Origin of the sequence: Streptomyces paromomycinus, assembly GCF_003865155.1 — a bacterium.
GTDB classification, from domain to species: Bacteria; Actinomycetota; Actinomycetes; order Streptomycetales; family Streptomycetaceae; genus Streptomyces; species Streptomyces chrestomyceticus.
The window spans coordinates 4,029,297-4,048,531 of sequence record NZ_BHZD01000001.1 but is presented as its reverse complement, the minus strand read 5'-3'; the positions used below and the strand labels follow the sequence as shown (position 1 = coordinate 4,048,531).

General features: G+C 71.2%; 17 protein-coding genes. 12 read left to right on the top strand and 5 right to left on the bottom strand.

What is annotated here, in order from left to right; all coding sequences use genetic code 11:
• The first annotated feature begins 62 nt into the window (after positions 1 to 62).
• The 10 genes from OEIGOIKO_RS16680 to OEIGOIKO_RS16635 all read left to right on the top strand — a co-directional run bounded on the left by OEIGOIKO_RS16680 (position 63) and on the right by OEIGOIKO_RS16635 (position 13,390).
• Complete coding sequence (locus OEIGOIKO_RS16680) at positions 63 to 1,040, top strand: EamA family transporter (RefSeq protein ID WP_371858930.1); 978 nt, start codon at positions 63 to 65, stop codon at positions 1,038 to 1,040.
• Between the two features lie 346 nt (positions 1,041 to 1,386).
• Complete coding sequence (locus tag OEIGOIKO_RS16675) at positions 1,387 to 2,151, top strand: Fic family protein (RefSeq protein WP_246177373.1); 765 nt, start codon at positions 1,387 to 1,389, stop codon at positions 2,149 to 2,151.
• A 770-nt stretch (positions 2,152 to 2,921) separates the two neighbouring features.
• The gene (locus OEIGOIKO_RS16670) at positions 2,922 to 3,731 is read left to right on the top strand and encodes a TIGR03084 family metal-binding protein (protein WP_125054731.1); all 810 of its coding nucleotides are present in this window, start codon (positions 2,922 to 2,924) and stop codon (positions 3,729 to 3,731) included.
• Complete coding sequence (locus OEIGOIKO_RS16665) at positions 3,728 to 5,434, top strand: acyclic terpene utilization AtuA family protein (RefSeq protein ID WP_125054730.1); 1,707 nt, start codon at positions 3,728 to 3,730, stop codon at positions 5,432 to 5,434. Before OEIGOIKO_RS16670 ends, OEIGOIKO_RS16665 begins: the two co-directional genes overlap by 4 nt.
• Entirely contained in the window at positions 5,431 to 7,029 is a 1,599-nt protein-coding gene (locus OEIGOIKO_RS16660) for an acyl-CoA carboxylase subunit beta (RefSeq protein WP_125054729.1), read from the top strand. Before OEIGOIKO_RS16665 ends, OEIGOIKO_RS16660 begins: the two co-directional genes overlap by 4 nt.
• Positions 7,030 to 7,036: 7 nt before the next feature.
• Positions 7,037 to 8,935: an acetyl/propionyl/methylcrotonyl-CoA carboxylase subunit alpha gene (locus OEIGOIKO_RS16655; RefSeq protein WP_125054728.1), complete on the top strand. Its 1,899-nt coding sequence runs from the start codon at positions 7,037 to 7,039 to the stop codon at positions 8,933 to 8,935.
• A gap of 105 nt (positions 8,936 to 9,040) precedes the next feature.
• Positions 9,041 to 10,210 (top strand): acyl-CoA dehydrogenase family protein, encoded by a 1,170-nt coding sequence (locus OEIGOIKO_RS16650; protein ID WP_125054727.1) that lies wholly within the window; start codon positions 9,041 to 9,043, stop codon positions 10,208 to 10,210.
• A 131-nt stretch (positions 10,211 to 10,341) separates the two neighbouring features.
• Positions 10,342 to 11,934, top strand: coding sequence for a 4-coumarate--CoA ligase family protein (locus OEIGOIKO_RS16645; protein ID WP_125054726.1), 1,593 nt, complete (start codon positions 10,342 to 10,344; stop codon positions 11,932 to 11,934).
• Positions 11,931 to 12,773, top strand: a complete 843-nt coding sequence (locus OEIGOIKO_RS16640) for an enoyl-CoA hydratase family protein (RefSeq protein WP_125054725.1) — start codon at positions 11,931 to 11,933, stop codon at positions 12,771 to 12,773. Before OEIGOIKO_RS16645 ends, OEIGOIKO_RS16640 begins: the two co-directional genes overlap by 4 nt.
• On the top strand, positions 12,761 to 13,390 hold the full coding sequence (locus tag OEIGOIKO_RS16635) for a TetR/AcrR family transcriptional regulator (protein WP_125054724.1): 630 nt from the start codon (positions 12,761 to 12,763) through the stop codon (positions 13,388 to 13,390). Before OEIGOIKO_RS16640 ends, OEIGOIKO_RS16635 begins: the two co-directional genes overlap by 13 nt.
• Before the next feature lie 31 nt (positions 13,391 to 13,421).
• Here OEIGOIKO_RS16635 and OEIGOIKO_RS16630 read toward each other — a convergent pair whose 3' ends face one another.
• Positions 13,422 to 14,219: a helix-turn-helix domain-containing protein gene (locus tag OEIGOIKO_RS16630; RefSeq protein ID WP_125054723.1), complete on the bottom strand. Its 798-nt coding sequence runs from the start codon at positions 14,217 to 14,219 to the stop codon at positions 13,422 to 13,424.
• Between the two features lie 82 nt (positions 14,220 to 14,301).
• Positions 14,302 to 14,667 carry a VOC family protein gene (locus tag OEIGOIKO_RS16625; RefSeq protein WP_085923087.1) on the bottom strand — a complete coding sequence of 122 codons (366 nt, stop codon included), beginning with the start codon at positions 14,665 to 14,667 and terminating at the stop codon, positions 14,302 to 14,304.
• A 95-nt stretch (positions 14,668 to 14,762) separates the two neighbouring features.
• On the opposite strand from OEIGOIKO_RS16625, the gene OEIGOIKO_RS16620 reads away from it, so the two are divergent.
• Entirely contained in the window at positions 14,763 to 15,728 is a 966-nt protein-coding gene (locus OEIGOIKO_RS16620; protein ID WP_125054722.1) for a helix-turn-helix transcriptional regulator, read from the top strand.
• Between the two features lie 43 nt (positions 15,729 to 15,771).
• Here OEIGOIKO_RS16620 and OEIGOIKO_RS16615 read toward each other — a convergent pair whose 3' ends face one another.
• The gene (locus OEIGOIKO_RS16615) at positions 15,772 to 16,056 is read right to left on the bottom strand and encodes a hypothetical protein (RefSeq protein WP_371858929.1); all 285 of its coding nucleotides are present in this window, start codon (positions 16,054 to 16,056) and stop codon (positions 15,772 to 15,774) included.
• A gap of 127 nt (positions 16,057 to 16,183) precedes the next feature.
• Entirely contained in the window at positions 16,184 to 17,170 is a 987-nt protein-coding gene (locus tag OEIGOIKO_RS16610) for a helix-turn-helix transcriptional regulator (RefSeq protein ID WP_246177372.1), read from the bottom strand.
• A gap of 134 nt (positions 17,171 to 17,304) precedes the next feature.
• Between OEIGOIKO_RS16610 and OEIGOIKO_RS16605 the strand changes: the two genes are divergently transcribed.
• The gene (locus OEIGOIKO_RS16605) at positions 17,305 to 17,727 is read left to right on the top strand and encodes a VOC family protein (RefSeq protein ID WP_125054720.1); all 423 of its coding nucleotides are present in this window, start codon (positions 17,305 to 17,307) and stop codon (positions 17,725 to 17,727) included.
• Here the strand turns inward: OEIGOIKO_RS16605 and OEIGOIKO_RS16600 are convergent.
• Complete coding sequence (locus OEIGOIKO_RS16600; RefSeq protein WP_031001732.1) at positions 17,709 to 18,806, bottom strand: citrate synthase 2; 1,098 nt, start codon at positions 18,804 to 18,806, stop codon at positions 17,709 to 17,711. The genes OEIGOIKO_RS16605 and OEIGOIKO_RS16600 overlap by 19 nt on opposite strands.
• Between the last annotated feature and the right edge of the window lie 429 nt (positions 18,807 to 19,235).

Here is a 19,235-nt window from a genome sequence, read left to right as displayed (position 1 = left end):
GGCCATGACACCTGGTGGACAGCACATTTCACGGCGCGGGAGGCGGGCCTTAGCGTAGGCGTGTGAACGAGTCGCGCCACGAGTCCAGCAGCCTCCCGCCCGTACCGCCGGTCCCGGAGCCGGTACCGGTCACGGCCCCGGCGTCCGAGGTGGTCCCGGCCTCCCCGGAGGTCCGGGCCGCCGAACAGGGCGCGGCGGCGGGCGGGCACCTGACGTCCGTGGCGCTGGTCATCGGCGGCATCATCTCGCTGCAGTTCGGTGCCTCGGTCGCGGTACTGCTCTTCCCGCGGGCCGGCGCGCTCGGCGTGGTCACCCTCCGGCTGGTCGTCGCCGCGCTCGTCCTGATGATCGCCTGCCGCCCGCGGCTGCGCGGTTACTCGCGGGGCGACTGGGCCACGGTCCTCGCCTTCGGCGTCGCGCTGGTCGGCATGAACTCCCTCTTCTACGAGGCGATCGACCGCATCCCGCTGGGCGCCGCCGTCACCCTGGAATTCATGGGCCCCCTGATCCTGTCGGTGGTCACCTCGCGCCGGGCGCTGAGCCTGGTGTGGGCAGCGCTCGCGCTGGGCGGGGTGGCCCTGCTCGGCCGGGAGGGCTTCGACGGACTCGATCCCCTCGGCGCGGGCCTGGCCCTCACGGCCGGCGCCCTGTGGGCCGCGTACATCCTGCTGTCCTCCCGCACCGGACAGCGCTTCCCGCAGGCGGACGGGCTGGCCCTGGCGATGACGGTGGCAGCGCTGCTGAGCCTGCCGCTCGGCATCTCCACTGCCGGTACGGCCCTGCTGGACCCGGTCACCATCGGCCTCGGCGCCGCCGTCGCCCTGCTCTCCTCGGTCACGCCGTACACCCTCGAACTCCTCGCCCTGCGCAAACTCCCGGCCTCCGGTTTCGCGGTGATGATGAGCCTGGAACCGGCCGCCGCCGCCCTGGCCGGTTTCCTGGTCCTGCACCAGGCGCTGGGGTGGGCCGAGGTGGTGGCGATCGCGTTGGTGGTGTTGGCGAGTGTGGGGGCGGTGCGGAGTGGGGGTGGGAAGGGGTGACGGGTGCGCGCCCGACACATGAACAGGCTGGCGTGATTATCCAGCCACGGTGACGTCGTGGCATGTTGTACGAGACTCCGCCGCTGGACGCCGTTGATCACCGCGTTCTCGCGGAGATCGAGGAGATGCGGCAAAAGCTGCGGCATGTGCTGCGCGCCCGGCCCCGCTGGTCGGGGCAGTTACGGCGGGACCTGACCGCGCGGGCGATCGCCGGGTCGAACTCCATCAGGCACTGGCGGACGCCGGTGACGGTTTCCGCTACGACACCGGCCTGCTCATTGGCCTGCGCTTCATGCTGCAGGGGCACCACTTGGACAAGTGGCCGGGGCGCTGGCGGGACGGGCCCGTGTTCGTCACCAGTCCCGACGACCCGATGGTGTCCGCCTACACGGCCCCCGGGCACTGTGACGTGCCGGCTCTGATGGCAGAACTGGTCGACTGGCTCAACCATGGGGAGCTGGACGCTCCGGTGCGTGTGCGGGCCTCGATGGCCCACCTGAATCTGGTGAACATCCACCCGTGGAAGGACGGTAACGGACGCATGTCCCGCGCTGTGTCCACGCTGGTGTTCGCTCGTGAGGCCGACAGCCTGCTGCGGCCGGAGTTCTCTTCCATCGAGGAGTGGCTCGGCCGCGGGCAGAACACGTACGGGTACTACCGCGTCCTGCAACAGGTTGGCGGCCCCACGTGGGCCCCGCAGCGGGACACGCACGCGTGGGTCCGTGTCTGCCTGGAAGCTCACCACCGTCAGGCTCAGCGGGCCCAGCGCCGTACCGACCTGCTCTCCCGCGCCTGGGGCCACCTCCGCTCAGCCACGGAGCAGTCCGGGCTGGACGAGCGCATGGTCTTTGCGCTGCTGCCGGCGTTCTGGGGTTCGAAGGTGCGGCGCGCTGTCTACCAGCAGGATGCCGAGCTCTCCGATCAGCAGGCAATCCGCGATGTCCGCGAACTGGTCCGGCTGGGTTGGCTGGTGCCGCACGGCAAGGGCCGGGGCGGCAGCGGGAGGTTCGCCAGTCTGTGGCCCCCTATGCGGAGCCCTACGGGGTGCGGCCGTTCTGTGCCTGGCGCGCGCCGATGGCGTTCGCGCTTCGCGCGGGTGGTTTTGGGTTGACGTTCGGCTCGCATTGCTTTCGTGGGTGGGGGCGGGGGCGCGCAGGGGGCCAACTCCTCGGCATCCTTTAGTTGAAGTGAATTGATACGTGGGGCAGCGTGCGGACTGCCTGCGGGGATGGCCCCCTACGCGCCCCCTCCGGCCGGTTCGGCGAGCCGAGGTCGGTGGGGGGAGTTTCCGATCACACCGGTGCCCGCCCTCCTGATGGTGAGGCTCACGGCGGGCATGGCGGCACGGCAGCCCACTCCCCGACGGTGGAACGCGCACGCCAGGCCAGCCCACCCCGACACGGCTCCGCCGCGCCACCGGGCGCTGACGCGCCGGACCACACCCGGCCACTCGGGCACCCGGACGCTGACGCGCCGGACGCCACTCGGGTACTCGCGCGCCCGGGCACTCGGGCGCCGAGGCCACCGGGGTGCCGGGGCGCGCCCGGCTTGTGGGAGTCCCCAGGCCGATCGCTCGGAAAGCCGCCATCCGGTCAGGGCTCGGGGTCGCGCAGGGGTCTCCCCGCAGGCAGTCCGCACGCTGGCCCACTATCCGAATCACTTCAACTAAAGGATGCCGAGGAGTGACCCCGGAGCGGCCCCGAGCCCCCACCACCGGACCCTTCGCACAGAACGCGCACCCCCACCAGCCGCCCGCTCAGAAAATCATGCAGGCGTGCTTGATTGTTTCTCGGCCTGCTGTCACGCTCGGTCCCGCAACCCGTGCCGCATGAATCAACGTGCCCTGCCCGTGCGGCAGATGGCCGATGAGGGGAGTGCCGCGTGTCCGACGCCGATGCCGTGCTGGCCGATCTGAAGGATGAAGGGGACGCGCTCGACGCGCTGGTCGGTGGGCTCGCGCCGGAGCGGTGGGGGGTGGCGACCCCGGCCGAGGGCTGGACCGTCGCCCACCAGATCGGGCATCTGGCCTGGACTGATCGGCAGGCGCTGTTGTCCGCGACGGACCCCGCCGCTTTTCAGGAAGCCGTCCAGCGGGCGCTGGCTTCGCCCGCGACCTTCGTCGACGAGGGGGCGGCCGAGGAAGCGCAGGCGCCGCCGGATCGGCTGTTGGCCCGTTGGCGGGCGGGGCGGGGCGAGCTGCAAGAGGTGCTTGCCGCGCGGCCGGCGGGGGACAAACTGCCCTGGTACGGGCCGCCGATGAGCATCGCTTCGGTGGCTACCGGGCGGCTGATGGAGACCTGGGCGCACGGGCAGGACGTCGCCGATGCGCTCGGGGTGACGCGCGAACCCACGGCGCGGCTGCGGCACGTGGCCCGTATCGGGGTGCGGGCGCGGAACTTCGCGTACGCGGCGCATGGGTTGGCCGCTCCGGAGGACGAGTTCCGGGTTGAGTTGCGTGCTCCCGGCGGCGGCATCTGGGCGTACGGGCCCGAGGACGCGGCGCAGCGGGTGACCGGTGACGCGCTCGGTTTCTGTTTGTTGGTCACTCAGCGTGCCCATCGTGACGATGTGGATGTACGGGCTGATGGGGCGGACGCCGAGCGGTGGTTGGGTATCGCGCAGGCGTTTGCCGGGCCGCCGGGGAAGGGGCGGGAGCCGGGTGGCCGGAGTGGCCGGGAGAACGGACGGTGACCGGCGGTGGGGAAGTGCTGCGCGTCGGCAATGCCTCCGGGTTTTACGGCGATCGCTTCGATGCCGTACGGGAGATGCTCACCGGTGGCCCGTTGGATGTCCTGACCGGCGACTACCTTGCCGAGTTGACCATGCTGATTCTGGGGCGGGACCGGCTCAAGGATCCCGCGCGCGGCTATGCCAAGACGTTTCTGCGGCAGTTGGAGGAGGGGCTGGGGCTGGCCGTTGAGCGTGGGGTGCGGATCGTCACCAATGCCGGGGGGCTCAATCCCGCGGGGCTGGCCGACGCGGTGCGGGAGCTGGCGGCGCGGGTCGGCGTGCGGGTGCGGGTCGCGCATGTGGAGGGGGATGACCTGTTGGCCCGGTACGCCGGGCGTGAGGGTGTGCTGACCGCCAATGCGTACCTGGGTGGCGGGGGCATCGCCGCGTGCTTGCGTGCCGGGGCCGATGTGGTCGTGACCGGCCGGGTCACGGACGCCGCGCTGGTCAGCGGGGCGGCAGCGGCGCACTTCGGGTGGGCGCCCACTGATCACGACCGGCTGGCCGGTGCGGTCGTCGCGGGGCATGTCCTGGAGTGCGGGACCCAGGCCACCGGCGGCAACTACGCGTTCTTCGCTGAGCACGACCTGCGCCGGCCCGGCTTTCCGGTCGCGGAGATCGCCGCCGACGGGTCCTCCGTGATCACCAAGCAGGCTGGTACGGGTGGCGTGGTGAACGTTGGCACCGTCACCGCGCAATTGCTGTACGAGACGGCCGGGGCGCGGTACGCGGGGCCGGATGTGACTGCTCGGCTGGACTCGGTGTGTCTGACGGAGGACGGGCCCGATCGGGTGCGGATCGAGGGGGTGCGGGGGGAGGCGCCGCCGTCGACGCTGAAGGTGGGGCTGACCCGGCTCGGCGGGTGGCGCAATGCGGTCACGTTCGTGCTGACGGGGTTGGACATCGAGGCCAAGGCCGCCTTGGTGAAACAGCAGATGGACGCGGCTTTTGCGGCTGCCGGGCGGCGGCCGGCGTCCGTGGAGTGGTCGCTGGCCCGGACCGATCATGTGGACGCCGCCGTCCAGGAGGAGGCGAGCGCCCTGCTGCGGCTGGTGGTGCGGGACGCCGACCAGGGAGCGGTCGGGCGGGTGGTCAGCGGGGCGGCGATCGAGCTGGCGCTCGGCAGCATTCCCGGGTTCCATGTGACGGCGCCGCCGGGCAAGGGTGAGCCGTACGGTGTGTTCGAGGCCGAGTATGTGGACGGGGCGGGTGTGTCGCATACCGCCGTACTGCCTGACGGTGGTCGTGTCGAGGTACCGCCGCCTGGGGAGACGCGGGAGCTGGTGCCGCTGCCGGACCCCGCCCTGCCCGAACCTCTCGCTCATGACGGCCGGTTCCGCCGGGCGCCGCTCGGCCTGGTGGCCGGTGCTCGCAGCGGCGACAAGGGCGGGTCGGCGAACGTCGGGGTGTGGGCCCGTACGGACGCGGCGTGGCGGTGGCTGGCGCATGAACTGACGGTTGAGCGGCTCCGGGAGCTGCTGCCGGAGACGGCGGGGCTGGCTGTCACGCGTCACGTGCTGCCGAATGTGCGGTCGCTCAATTTTGTGATCGACGGGCTGCTCGGTGCGGGCGTCGCCGCGCAGGCCCGCTTCGACCCGCAGGCCAAGGCCGTGGGGGAGTGGCTGCGCGCCCGTCACCTGGACATACCGGAGGTGTTGCTGTGACCGTGCTCGGCAGCCGGCTGGACCCGTCAGGGCCTGAGTACGTGGCCAACCGGGAGGCGATGCTCGACAAGTTGCGGGGGATCGAGGCCGAGCATGCCAAGGCCATGGGCGGGGGCGGTGCGAAGTACGTCGAGCGGCATCGCAAGCGTGGCAAGTTGCTGGCCCGTGAGCGCATCGAGCTGCTTGTCGACCCGGACACGCCGTTTCTGGAGCTGTCGCCGCTGGCCGCTTGGGGCAGCGACTACCCGGTGGGCGCGTCGCTGGTCACCGGTATCGGGGTGATCGAGGGGGTGGAGTGCCTGGTCACGGCCAACGATCCGACCGTACGGGGCGGGGCCAGCAACCCCTGGACGCTGAAGAAGGCGCTGCGCGCCAACGAGATCGCCTTCGCCAACCGGCTGCCCGTCGTGTCGCTGGTGGAGTCCGGGGGCGCGGATCTGCCCAGTCAGAAAGAGATCTTCATTCCGGGCGGTGCGCTGTTCAAGGACATCACCCGGCTGTCCGCGGCCGGTGTCCCGACCGTGGCCGTGGTCTTCGGCAACTCGACGGCGGGCGGCGCGTACATCCCGGGCATGTCCGACCACGTGATCATGGTCAAGGAGCGGGCGAAGGTCTTTCTCGGCGGGCCGCCGCTGGTCAAGATGGCCACCGGTGAGGAGAGCGACGACGAGTCGCTGGGCGGCGCCGAGATGCATGCCCGTACCTCGGGGCTCGCCGATCACTTCGCCGTGGACGAGCCGGACGCGCTGCGCCAGGCCCGGCGGGTCGTCGCGCGGTTGAACTGGCGGAAGGCGCACAGCGATCCGGGTCCCGCCGAGCCGCCGAAGTACGACGAGGAGGAGTTGCTGGGCATCGTGCCCGGTGACCTCAAGGCGCCCTTCGATCCCCGCGAGGTCATCGCGCGTGTCGTCGACGGGTCGGACTTCGACGAGTTCAAGCCGCTGTACGGGCCGAGTCTGGTCACCGGCTGGGCCGAGCTGCACGGCTACCCGGTCGGTGTACTCGCCAACGCGCAGGGCGTGCTGTTCAGCGCGGAGTCGCAGAAGGCGGCGCAGTTCATCCAGCTCGCCAACCAGCGTGACATCCCGCTCGTCTTCCTGCACAACACCACCGGCTACATGGTCGGCAAGGAGTACGAGCAGGGCGGCATCATCAAGCACGGCGCGATGATGATCAACGCGGTCAGCAACTCGCGGGTGCCGCATCTGTCCGTGCTGATGGGGGCTAGCTACGGCGCCGGGCACTACGGCATGTGCGGCCGCGCCTACGACCCGCGCTTCCTGTTCGCCTGGCCCAGCGCCAAGTCCGCCGTGATGGGCCCGCAGCAGCTGGCCGGGGTGCTGTCGATCGTGGCGCGCGCTTCCGCCGCCGCCAAGGGGCAGCCGTACGACGACGAGGCGGACGCCGGGCTGCGCGCCATGGTGGAGCAGCAGATCGAGTCCGAGTCGCTGCCGATGTTCCTGTCCGGGCGGCTCTACGACGACGGCGTCATCGACCCGCGCGACACCCGAACCGTCCTCGGCCTGTGCCTGTCCGCCCTGCACACCGCCCCCGTCGAGGGCGCGCGCGGCGGCTTCGGCGTCTTCCGGATGTGAGGAACCAGTGATCTCTTCCCTCCTCGTCGCCAACCGTGGCGAGATCGCCCGCCGTATCTTCCGCACCTGCCGGGAGCTGGGCATCGCCACGGTGGCCGTGTACTCCGACGCGGACGCCGACGCGCCGCACGTCCGCGAGGCCGACGCCGCCGTACGCCTGCCGGGCAACGCCCCCGCCGACACGTACCTGCGTGGCGATCTGATCGTGAAGGCAGCGCAGGCCGCCGGCGCCGACGCCGTCCATCCGGGCTACGGCTTCCTCTCCGAGAATGCCGGGTTCGCCACGGCCGTCGCCGACGCAGGTCTGACCTGGGTCGGGCCACCGCCCGCCGCGATTGAGGCGATGGCGTCCAAGACGCGCGCCAAGGAGTTGATGGCGGCGGCGGGGGTGCCGTTGCTCGCCCCTGTCGATCCCGAGCGGGCCACGGACGCCGACTTGCCGTTGTTGGTGAAGGCGGCGGCTGGTGGTGGTGGGCGCGGTATGCGTGTCGTACGGGACCTGGATGAGTTGCCGGGGGAGTTGGCGACGGCGCGGGCCGAGGCCGCGGCGGCGTTCGGGGACGGGGAGGTGTTCGCCGAGCCGTATGTGGTCGGCGGGAGACATGTAGAGGTGCAGGTTCTCGCCGATGCGCACGGTACGGTCTGGACGCTCGGTACGCGGGACTGCTCCCTTCAGCGCCGCCACCAGAAGGTGATCGAAGAGGCCCCCGCTCCCGGCCTCTCCGACGGACTGCGCGCCACCCTGCACACGGCGGCCGCCGACGCCGCCCGCTCTATCGGCTACCGGGGCGCGGGTACCGTCGAGTTCCTCGTCTCGGCCGCCGGGCATGCTCACTTTCTGGAGATGAACACCCGCCTCCAGGTCGAGCATCCGGTCACCGAGGCCGTGTACGGCGTCGATCTTGTCGCGCTCCAGCTGCGGGTCGCCGAGGGGGAGGCGTTGCCGGACGAGCCGCCCGCGCCGCGCGGTCACGCCGTCGAGGCCCGGCTGTACGCGGAGGACCCGGCAGCGGGCTGGCAGCCGCAGACCGGCACGCTGCACCGCCTCTCCGTGCCCGACGGCGTGCGGCTCGACTCGGGGGTGGACGACGGTGCCGTCATCGGGGTGCACTACGACCCGATGCTCGCCAAGGTCATCGCCTGGGCGCCGAGCCGCGCCGAGGCCGTACGGAAGCTGGCGGGTGCGCTGGAGCGGGCCCGGGTGCACGGCCCGGCCACCAACCGCGACCTGCTCGTACGGTCCCTGCGGCACCCCGAGTTCGCCGCCGCCACCGGCCTGGACACCGGGTTCTACGACCGCAACCTGAGTGAGCTGACGGAAGACCCGGACGCAACTGTCACCGGGCTGTGCGCGCTGGCCGCCGCCCTCGCCGACGCGCACGGCCGGTCCCGCTTCGGCGGCTTCCGCAACGTGCCGTCGCAGCCCCAGACCAGGACGTACGACTGCGGCGGCGTCGAGCGCGAGATCCGCTACCGGCTGGGCCGCGACGGGCTGCATGCCGAGGACTTTCCCGGCGTACGGCTGCTGTCGGCGGCGTCGGGGCGGGTGGTACTGGACGTGGTCGGTGTGCGGCGCGAGTTCGCCGTCGGCCGCTACGGTGCGCAGGTCTTCGTGGACTCCGCCGCAGGCTCCCGTGCCCTCGTCGCCCGGCCCCGCTTTCCCGACCCCACCGCCCGTACGGAACCAGGGTCGCTGCTCGCCCCGATGCCCGGCACGGTCGTCCGGGTGGCCGACGGCCTGGCCGAGGGCGACCGCGTCGAGGCCGGAGCCCCGCTGCTCTGGCTGGAGGCGATGAAGATGGAACACAAGATCACCGCGCCTGCCTCCGGCACGCTGAGCGCCCTGCACGTCAAGGCCGGTCAGCAGGTCGAGGTCGGCACGCTGCTGGCTGTCGTCACCGAGTGAGATCCGTGATCCGAGGTCCGAGGTCCGAGATCCGGGATCCGGGACCCGAGATTCGGGCGCCGGAGTCCCCGAGTGACGTCCTCCTCCCCCTCCGAAGGAGTCCCCGTGAGCAACCCCGTGATCGAGACCGAGGAACACCGCGCCCTCCGCGCGTCCGTCGCCGCGCTCGGCAAGCGCTACGGGCGGGAGTACTTCGCCCGTGTCGTCGCCGAGGGCAAGCACACCGACGAGCTGTGGACCGAAGCCGCCAAGCTCGGTTACCTGGGCGTGAACCTGCCCGAGGAGTACGGCGGCGGAGGCGGCGGCATCACCGAGCTCTCCATCGTGCTGGAGGAGCTGGGCGCGGCCGGCTGCCCACTGCTCATGCTCGTCGTCTCGCCCGCCATCTGCGGTACGGTCATCGCCCGCTTCGGCACCGAGGAGCAGAAGCGGGCCTGGCTGCCCGGCCTCGCCGACGGCTCCCGCAAGATGGCCTTCGGCATCACCGAGCCGGACGCCGGCTCCAACTCGCACCGCATCACCACCACGGCCCGCCGCGACCCGGACACGGGGGAGTGGGTCCTCAACGGGCGCAAGGTCTTCATCTCGGGCGTGGACATCGCCGACGCCACCCTCATAGTCGGCCGCACCGAGGACGCCCGTACCGGCAAGCTCAAGGCGTGTCTGTTCATCGTTCCGCGCGACGCCCCCGGGTTCGGGCGCAGCCAGATCGCCATGGAGCTGGCGGCTCCGGAGAAGCAGTTCGAGCTGACGCTGGACGACGTACGGCTGCCTGCGGATGCCCTGGTGGGGGATGAGGACGCGGGGCTGCTCCAGCTCTTCGCCGGGCTCAACCCGGAGCGCATCATGACCGCCGCGTTCGCGCTCGGCATGGGCCGGTACGCGGTCGGGCGGGCCGTCGACTACGCCCGTACCCGGCAGGTCTGGAAGGAGCCCATCGGCGCCCATCAGGCCGTCGCCCACCCCCTCGCCCAGGTTCACATCGAACTGGAACTGGCCCGTCTGATGATGCAGAAGGCCACCCACCTGTACGACGCGGGCGACGACATGGGCGCGGGAGAGGCCGCCAACATGGCCAAGTACGCGGCGGCGGAGGCGGCCGTGCGGGCCGTGGACCAGGCCGTGCACACCCTCGGCGGCAACGGCCTGACCCACGAGTACGGCCTGGCCACGCTGATCACCGCGGCCCGGGTGGCGCGGATCGCCCCGGTCAGCCGGGAGATGATCCTCAACTACGTCTCCCACCAGAGCCTCGGCCTGCCGAAGTCCTACTGACCGGCCGTGCGCGGCATCGCGGTCGCCGTACTGACAACCGCACCGGTAACCGCGATGCTGCACGCACACGGACAGGCGCCCGCCCGCGACCCGCACCGGCCCGGACGCGCGCCGCTGCTGAGGGGATGGCCATGGTCTTTCACAGTCAGTACGCCGATGTCGCACCCGTGGACCTGCCGATCCACGAAGCGGTACTGGGCCGGTCGGCCGTCGAGCACGCCGCGCTGCCCGCCCTGATCGACGGCCAGGACGGCACCACGGTCAGCTACGCCGAACTCGACGGCGCCACGCGGCGGATCGCCGCCGCGCTGGCCGACGCCGGTGTCCGGGCCGGTGACGTGCTCGCCCTGCACAGCCCCAACACCATCGCCTACCCGGCCGTCTTCTACGCCGCCTCCCGCTGCGGCGCGGCCGTCACCACCGTCCACCCCCTGGCCACCTCCGGCGAGTTCGCCCAGCAGCTGCGCGACTCCGGCGCGAGCTGGATCGTCACCGTCTCGCCGCTGCTGGAGACCGCCCGCAGCGCCGCCGAACAGGCGGGCGGCATCACCGAGGTGTTCGTCTGCGACGGCGCCGTGGGCCACCGTTCCGTACGCGACATGCTCGCCTCCACCGCGCCCGAGCCGGCCGTGTCCATCGATCCGGCGCGGGACGTGGCCGTCCTGCCGTACTCCTCCGGCACCACCGGGACGCCCAAAGGCGTCATGCTCACCCACCGCTCCATCGCCACCAATCTCGTCCAGCTCGACCGGCTGATCAGCAGCGGCCCGGGTGAGCGTGTGCTGGCGGTACTGCCGTTCTTTCACATCTACGGGCTGACGTCCCTGATGAACGCCCCGCTGCGCAACGGCTCCACCGTCGTCGTGCTGCCCCGCTTCGACCTCGAACACTTCCTGCGCACGATCGAGAAGTACCGGGTCAACGCGGTGTACGTGGCTCCGCCCATCGTCCTGGCCCTGGCCAAGCACCCGTCCGTCGCCCAGTACGACCTGTCCTCGCTCGACTACGTCGTCAGCGCGGCCGCCCCGCTGGACGCCCGCCTCGCCGACACCTGCGCCCGCCGTCTGGGCATCCCGCCCGTCATGCAGGCATACGGGATGACCGAGCTGTCGCCCGGCACTCATGTCGTACCGCTCGGTGCGGTCGACGTGCCGCCCGGCACGGTCGGCAAGCTGCTGCCGGGCACCGAGATGCGCATCCGCTGCCTGGACGCCGACAAGGATCTCGGCACCGGTGAGAGCGGTGAGATCCTCATCCGCGGCCCGCAAATCATGAAGGGCTACCTCGGGCGCCCGGCGGAGACCGACGCGTTGATCGACGCCGACGGCTGGCTGCACACCGGCGACATCGGGCAGGTGGACGCGGACGGCTGGCTGTACGTCGTCGACCGCGTCAAAGAGCTGATCAAGTACAAGGGCTACCAGGTCGCCCCGGCCGATCTCGAAGCGGTGCTGCTCGCCCACGAGGGCATCGCGGACGCCGCGGTGATCGGCGTCAGCGACGCGGACGGCAACGAGATCCCCAAGGCGTACGTCGTGCGGCGGCCCGGCGAGCAGGGGGCCCGGCTCACCGAGGACGACGTCATCACGTACGTTGCCGGACAGGTCGCCCCGTACAAGAAAGTACGGCGGGTGGAGTTCACGGACACCGTGCCACGCGCCGCCACCGGCAAGATCCTGCGGCGCGAACTGCGCGCCAGGGAAAGGAGTTCCACGGCCTCATGACCGACGCCACACCGGACGCCACCCCGGACGCCTCGCCCGATGCCGCACCGCTGGTACGGCATGCCCACGAGCGGGGCGTCACCACCCTCACCCTCGACTCCCCGCACAACCGCAACGCGCTCTCCCGGCGCCTGGTGGCCGAACTCCACGCGGCGCTGGCGGCCGCGGCCGCCAGTGAGGACACCCGGGCGGTGCTGCTCACGCACACCGGGACGACGTTCTGCGCGGGGGCCGACCTCTCGGAGGCGACGGAGGGGGCGGCCACGGGAGACCTGGGAGAAGCGGCCCACGGAACCGGCGCGCCTGCGTCCGGGCCCCTCGGCCTCGTCCGTCTCCTGCGTACTGTCATCGAACTCCCCAAGCCCGTCGTCGCCAAGGTCACCGGTCATGTACGGGCCGGGGGCCTCGGCCTCCTGGGTGCCTGCGACGTGTCCGTGGCGGGCCCCGGCGCCACCTTCGCCTTCACCGAGGCCCGCCTCGGCCTCGCGCCGGCCGTCATCTCCATGCCGCTGCTGCCCCGCATGGACCCGAGGGCCGCCGCCCGCTACTACCTCACCGGCGAGCGTTTCGACGCCGCCGAAGCGGCCCGTACCGGGCTGGTGACACTGGCCGCCGAGGACCCGGACGCCGCCCTGGAACCGGTCCTCGCCGGGCTGCGGAAGGGCTCCCCTCAGGGCCTGGCGGAGTCCAAAGCGCTGGTCACGGCGGAGGTGCTGCGCGTCTTCGACCGTGACACGGCGGCCCTCGCCGACACCTCGGCCCGTCTCTTCGCCTCCGACGAGGCCCGGGAGGGCATGACCGCCTTCCTCCAGCGCAGGGAACCGTCATGGGCACGGTGACCCCCGCGCGCGGCCCCAAGGAACCGCAGCAGGAACGCAGCCGCGCCACCCGCCGCGCCCTCCTGGAAGCGGCGGTCTCCTGCCTCGCCGAACGCGGCTGGAGCGGCAGCACGGTCTCCGTCGTCGCGGAGCGGGCGGGCGTCTCACGGGGGGCCGCCCAGCACCACTTCCGCACCCGCGAAGACCTGTTCACCGCGGCCGTCGAGCATGTCGCCGAGAAGCGTCAGGGCGCGCTCAAGGCCGTCGCGCACGATCTGCCGCCCGCCGGGTCCGCCGCCCGTACCCGCATCGTCGTCGAGGAGATCGTCAACCTCTACACGGGCCCCCTCTTCCGCGCCGCCCTGCACCTGTGGGTGGCCGCCTCCGACGAGGCGCCGCTCCGGGACCGCGTCACCGCCCTGGAGGCCCGCGTCGGCCGCGAGGCACACCGTACGGCGGTTGCCCTCCTGGGCGCCGACGAGTCGGTCCCCGGCGTCCGCGAGACCGTGCAGGGCCTCCTCGACATGTCCCGGGGGCTCGGTCTCGCCACGCTCCTCACGGACGACAAGCCGCGCCGTGATCGCGTGGTGACGCAGTGGGCGCGCATTCTGGACACGGTGCTGAACGGGGAGGGGTAGCGGGCTCCGGTCCTGCTCCATCGGGCACCTCCTAGGTGTACTGACCGGGCACGTTGATCAATCGTGAGAACGGCGGCAGGCTCCTGCATGCCGTATGGGGTCTGTGGTGGTTGTAGTAGTGCAACCAGCTTTCCAACTCACTTCGGCGTTCGGCCTCGGAGGCGTAGCAGCGGGCGTAGGCCCAGCGATGCAGTACGCCGACTGCGGTCACGGCAGTTTCGTCATCGTGGACCTCGGTGAAGGCGACGCGGGGGTGGTCGTCGATGACCGTGTGCACGAACGCATAACCGAGCTTCGGGCTGCCGTAGGCAGTGCGGGACTTGCCAGGTGTCGCGACACGGTGCTTCTCGCCTTGACGACGACCGACGTAGCGCCAGCCGCCGCCATCGGGGATGTTGCCGAGTTTTTTCACGTCCACGTGAACCAGCGATCCCGGGTGGTCGTGCTCGTAGCGTCGGATGGGTTCGCCGGTCGCGCGATCAACGTAGGCGAGGCGGTTCAGTCGGGCCGATCGCAGGATCCCGTGCACTGGCGACGGGGCGATGCCGAGTCTCGCGGCGAGCTGGACCGGTCCCTCTCGTAGACGTTGGCCTAGGCTGACGCACCGCTTTGTCACGGCCTTGGGCGTCCTGTTTGGAGACCTTCGCGGCCGTGAGGTTCGGTCCTGCATGGACTCGCCTGCAAGGTAGCGGTCGACACAGCGCTTTACGGTCGGCCAGGAGACCTGGAACCGGGCCGCGACTTCGCTGATTGGCCAGCCGTCGTCGATGACGAGTCGAGCGACTTTCAGACGGTGGCGCGGGGTGAGGACGGCGTTCGGATGGGACATTTTTGCGCTCCTGGACAGGCTGAAGGGCCGGCCATCGTGGCCGGCCCTTCGACAACTTGAGGCGTGGAGAGGGACGTACAGCTCAGTCGACCGGGGAGACCCGGATGAGGTTTCCATCGGGGTCAGTGATCACGAACGTGCGGCCGAAGACAGCGTCGTGCGGCTCCTCGACGACATGGACCCCCTTCGAGACCCAACTCGTGAAGACCTCGTCAACTGCGGACGAGGGTCCCGGCATCATCAGTCCGACTTCGCTCGTGCGAGGCGTGCTCGGGACAGCGTGCTCGCTGTATCCCGTCCACAGCGCGAACAGGACGCCGGGGGCAACCTCGAAGGCCACGTAGTGGGGACTGGTGAAGGTCGGTTCGAGCTCGAACAGGTCGCTGTAGAAGGCGGTAGCGGCCTGGGCGTCGCGAACGCCGATCAGGAACAGGTTCGGTGCGGCCATGGAGCGCTCCTCAACTAGTTGACTTCTTGGTACTGCTCCAGCGGATCGTCTAATCGCGACAGAACCTGTCACCTTTTCTGCGAACATTGGCGCGCATGAAGGCTTCGCGGCTCTTGCACCTACTGCTGCTCCTGCAGACCCGTCAGCGCATCACCACCAGCGAGCTCGCCAAGCGGCTGGAGGTGTCCCGGCGGACTGTGCTGCGGGATGTGGAGGCACTCTCAACTGCGGGTGTGCCTGTTTATGCAGAACGGGGGCGGAACGGCGGGATCATCTTGCTCCCCGGTGCGCGGCTCAACGCCTCCCACCTGGACCCACCAGAGCTGGAGGCGCTCTCCGTGGCTGGCTTGGACAGCGCGCAGCTTGAGGGCATGGGCCTGTCTGGGGTGTGGGAATCGGCCGCGCGCAAGATCGCTGCCCGCCAGGCTGGATCACCTGAGCCACCGAACTTGCTGCGATTGGCGGACCTGGTGCTGGTGGAAAGCACCTCGTGGTTCGCTGGCTCAGAGGCGGCGATCGGCGTAGCGGATCTGGCTACGGCACTGCGGCACCGCCGCCGGCTGCGCATCCGGTACCGGCGCAGCGCCGAGAGTCGGGCCTCGACGCGAGTGGTCGACCCGTACGGGATCGTGACGAAGTCAGGCCGCTGGTATCTCATCGCCGACGACCAGGGGGACGGTCGGCTGTTCGCTCTGGAACGACTCTCGGCCTACGAACAGCTCAACGCGCCGGCTGTTCTTCGACCTGGTGAGACCCTTCACACCAGGTGGGCCGCGTTGAAGGCACGCACCGAGGCGCAAGGCCGCGTGAGCGTGACCATCCGCCTGCCAGAAACTGGCATCGACCTGGCGCGGCGCATACTCGGCAACCGCATCCACGAAGTTTCCGACCCAGAAGATGGTTGTTGCACCGTCGTCGTGCGCTATCCCGACATCGAGTCAGTGCGCCAGCTCCTCCAATTCGGTGACCATATCGAGGTGCTCGCCCCAGAGATGGCCCGCGAACGCATCAGTCAGCTCGCCGGAGACCTGCTTGAACGCCACTCGGCCCCCACCTCGTAACTGCTGATCAGAGCGCCGTGCTTTCAATCAACGTCTCAGGTCACTAGGAGCGGGTGGCGGTCGCGCAGTCGGTGCCCGCGGCCGTCGTGCCGTTGCTCCGGTCGATCGGCTTGCTGCGGTCGTACGGATCGAGCTGGTGGGTCCGGTCTGCGCGCTGCTCGCCGGCCGTGCCGAAGGGCGGCGCGAAGTAGCCGGTCGGGGCGGCGCAGCCGCCGTTGGTCATGTCGAGCGCGTACGAGACGAGGGACAGCGTGCCCGGTTCGGTGCGGACCTTGGACGGGTCGTCCGAGCTCATCACCACCTCGCGCCGCACGATCGTACGGACCACCTCGGCGTCCGGCCCGCCGTCGCCCGCTGTCCGATGACTCGATCAATCGACCGTCTGATCGATTGATTGTGCACCGGCCGGCGCCGGGAGCCGTCCGCCGATCGCCTGCAAGCCGCCGGTCTGCCGCCTAGGAGGGCTCCTCGGCGGCGGCCGCGTACGCGTCGAGGCGGCGGGCCAGCGCTCGTACGAGATCCCGCAGCTCCGCGGGGCGTTCGATGACGAACGGGCGGTCCAGCGCGGCCAGTACGGGCGGGAGCCAGTCCAGCCGCTCGGCCCGGATACGGACGCGCACCCAACCGGTTCCGTCCTCGGACAGCGCGGCGATCCCGACCGGGAGCCGGTCGCGCAGGTACTCGACGCTGCCCCGGACGCGCAACGACACGTCATGGGCCCACGGAGTACGGGACAAATGGTCGAGGACGGTCGCCGCCGGGTCGAAACCGTCCGGGACCTCGAACGAACCGGACAGCAGGCGGACCGAGGCAATCCGGTCCAGCCGGAAGATCCGCATCTCCCCACCGTCCCGGCCGGGTCCGGTCAGGTACCACCGCCCGGAGTGCGCCACGAGCCCGTACGGCAGGACGGTACGGGCACTGTCGTCGCCCTTGCGGTCGGTGTAGGCGAACGCCACCGGCCGCCGCCCGCGTACGGCCTCGGCGAGTTCGAGCAGCACCGCCGCCTGCGGAGGCGTGGCGGGACGCGGCCGGTCGGTGAAGTCGGCCGTCTCCAGCAGCGCTTCCAGCCGCCGCCGCAGGGCCACGGGCAGCACCCGCCGCACCTTCGCCGCAGCGCTCTCGCCGGCCGCCGTGGAGGCCCCTGAGACGGTCCCCGGCCCGCCGCGCTGCCCCGAGAGCAGGCCGAGCAGTACGGCCAGGGCCTCCTCGTCGGTGAGCATCAGCGGGGGCATGCGGTAGCCGGGGGCGAGGCGGTAGCCGCCGTAGCGGCCGCGCACCGCGTCGACGGGGATGTCGAGATCCAGCAGGTGGGCGACGTAGCGGCGGACAGTGCGCTCGTCGACGCCGAGGCGGGCGGCGAGCTCGGGGACGGTCCGGGTGCCGCCGCCCTGGAGGATCTCCAGCAGGGCGAGCACCCGGGCGGTGGTCGAAGTGGTCACACCAGAGAGTCTGGCGCCCATACCGGGCGGAACCTGTCCGGTATTGCTCCTAGCGTGGGCGATGCCCGGCGACGCCCGTCGCTCCGGGCCCTCTCTCTCAGCTCCCTCAGCTCCCTCAGCCAGAAAGCCGTCCCATGAACTTCGTCTCCCTCCGCGTGATCACCGACGACGTCGCCCGCCTCGTCGCGTTCTACGAGCAGGTCACCGGCGTTCCGGCCGCCTGGGCGACCCCGGAATTCGCCGAACTCGTGACGCCCGTGGGCACGCTGGCGATCGCCGGCAGCCGCACGGTGGCCCTGTTCGGCGAAGGCACCGCGCGGGCCGCCGCCAACCACACGGTGATCACCGAGTTCCGCGTCGGCGACGTCGACGCGGAACACCGGCGGCTGGCGTCCCTCGGCCGTACCTTCGTCCAGGAGCCGACGACCATGCCGTGGGGCAACCGGTCGCTGCTCCTCCGGGACCCCGACGGCAACCTGGTCAATCTCTTCACGCCGGTCACCGAGGACGCCGTACGGCGCCAGGAGCGCCCGGCCCGTCACGCGGGCAGCGTGTAGCCCTCCACCGACTCCGGCCCGCGCGGGCCGGGGCCGACGTACTTGGCCGACGGCCGGACCAGGCGGCCCGTGCGCTTCTGCTCCAGGATGTGCGCGCTCCAGCCCGCCGTACGGGCACAGGTGAACATCGACGTGAACATGTGCGCCGGGACCTCCGCGAAGTCCAGCACGATCGCCGCCCAGAACTCCACGTTCGTCGCCAGGACCCGGTCCGGACGCCGGTTGTGCAGCTCCTCCAGAGCGGCCTTCTCCAGCGCCTCCGCCACCTCGAAGCGCGGCGCGCCCAGCTCACGGGCGGTGCGCCGCAGCACCCGGGCCCGCGGGTCCTCGGCGCGGTACACCCGGTGGCCGAAGCCCATCAGCCGCTCGCCGCGGTCCAGCGCCTGCTTCACGTACGCCGTCGCGTCCCCGGTCCGCTCGATCTCCTCGATCATGCCGAGGACCCGGGACGGGGCCCCGCCGTGCAGCGGCCCGGACATCGCGCCGACCGCGCCCGACAGGGCGGCCGCCACGTCGGCGCCGGTCGAGGCGATGACGCGGGCCGTGAAGGTGGACGCGTTCATGCCGTGCTCGGCCGCCGACGTCCAGTAGGCGTCGACCGCCGCGACGTGCTTGGGGTCCGGCTCGCCGCGCCAGCGCTTCATGAAGCGCTCGACGATCGTGCCGGCCTTGTCGATCTCCTTCTGCGGCACCATCGGCAGGCCCTGCCCGCGCGCCGACTGCGCGACGTACGACAGCGCCATGACCGCCGCCCGCGCCAGCTCGTCGCGGGCGGTCTCCACGTCGGTGTCCAGCAGCGGTTTCAGGCCCCACACCGGCGCGAGCATGGCCAGCGCGGACTGCACGTCCACCCGGATGTCACCCGAGTGGACGGGGATCGGGAACGGTTCGGCCGGCGGCAGCCCCGGGTTGAACGACCCGTCGACCAGCAGCCCCCACACGTTCCCGAAGGAGACCTTGCCGACCAGGTCCTCGATGTCCACGCCCCGGTAGCGCAGCGCGCCGCCTTCCTTGTCCGGTTCGGCGATCTCCGTCTCGAACGCGACGACTCCTTCGAGTCCGGGTACGAAGTCGGACATCAGGCGGCTCCTCAAGATGTGGACGACATGCGGCTCATGACCAAGATGCCGTGCGTGCGAGAACTGTCAGGTCAGGCTGGTCGGGTCGGGCGTTTCGGGCGGTGCGGGCCGGCGGTGCGGTGGACGCCGTCCGGAAGTCCGCCGCGGTGGCCGGCCGGCGGACGGCTCCGGTGGGATCACCGGTTCCGTGGGCCGCTCCGGGCGTCGGACGACGGGTCCGGGCGCCGGTCCGGTTACGCGGCCGCCGCTGCGGCTCGCGGTCCGTACCGGTCACTCCCGTCATGCCCCGCGCGGGCGTTGGTCACCCGACCGGCACCCGTGGCCTCCCGCCCGGAGCACGTCACTTCGATCACTTCAGGGCGGACACGATATCCCGCACCGCCCGTGCGCCACAGTGGCGCGCGGCACGATTTTGGCCGGTCCGGTACG

Coding starts and splice junctions, on each gene's coding strand:
- OEIGOIKO_RS16645 (WP_125054726.1), top strand. CDS start 10,342: ATGGTCTTTCACAGTCAGTACGCCGATGTCGCACCCGTGGACCTGCCG.
- OEIGOIKO_RS16640 (WP_125054725.1), top strand. CDS start 11,931: ATGACCGACGCCACACCGGACGCCACCCCGGACGCCTCGCCCGATGCC.
- OEIGOIKO_RS16635 (WP_125054724.1), top strand. CDS start 12,761: ATGGGCACGGTGACCCCCGCGCGCGGCCCCAAGGAACCGCAGCAGGAA.
- OEIGOIKO_RS16630 (WP_125054723.1), bottom strand. CDS start 14,219: ATGTCCCATCCGAACGCCGTCCTCACCCCGCGCCACCGTCTGAAAGTC.
- OEIGOIKO_RS16625 (WP_085923087.1), bottom strand. CDS start 14,667: ATGGCCGCACCGAACCTGTTCCTGATCGGCGTTCGCGACGCCCAGGCC.
- OEIGOIKO_RS16620 (WP_125054722.1), top strand. CDS start 14,763: ATGAAGGCTTCGCGGCTCTTGCACCTACTGCTGCTCCTGCAGACCCGT.
- OEIGOIKO_RS16605 (WP_125054720.1), top strand. CDS start 17,305: ATGAACTTCGTCTCCCTCCGCGTGATCACCGACGACGTCGCCCGCCTC.
- OEIGOIKO_RS16600 (WP_031001732.1), bottom strand. CDS start 18,806: ATGTCCGACTTCGTACCCGGACTCGAAGGAGTCGTCGCGTTCGAGACG.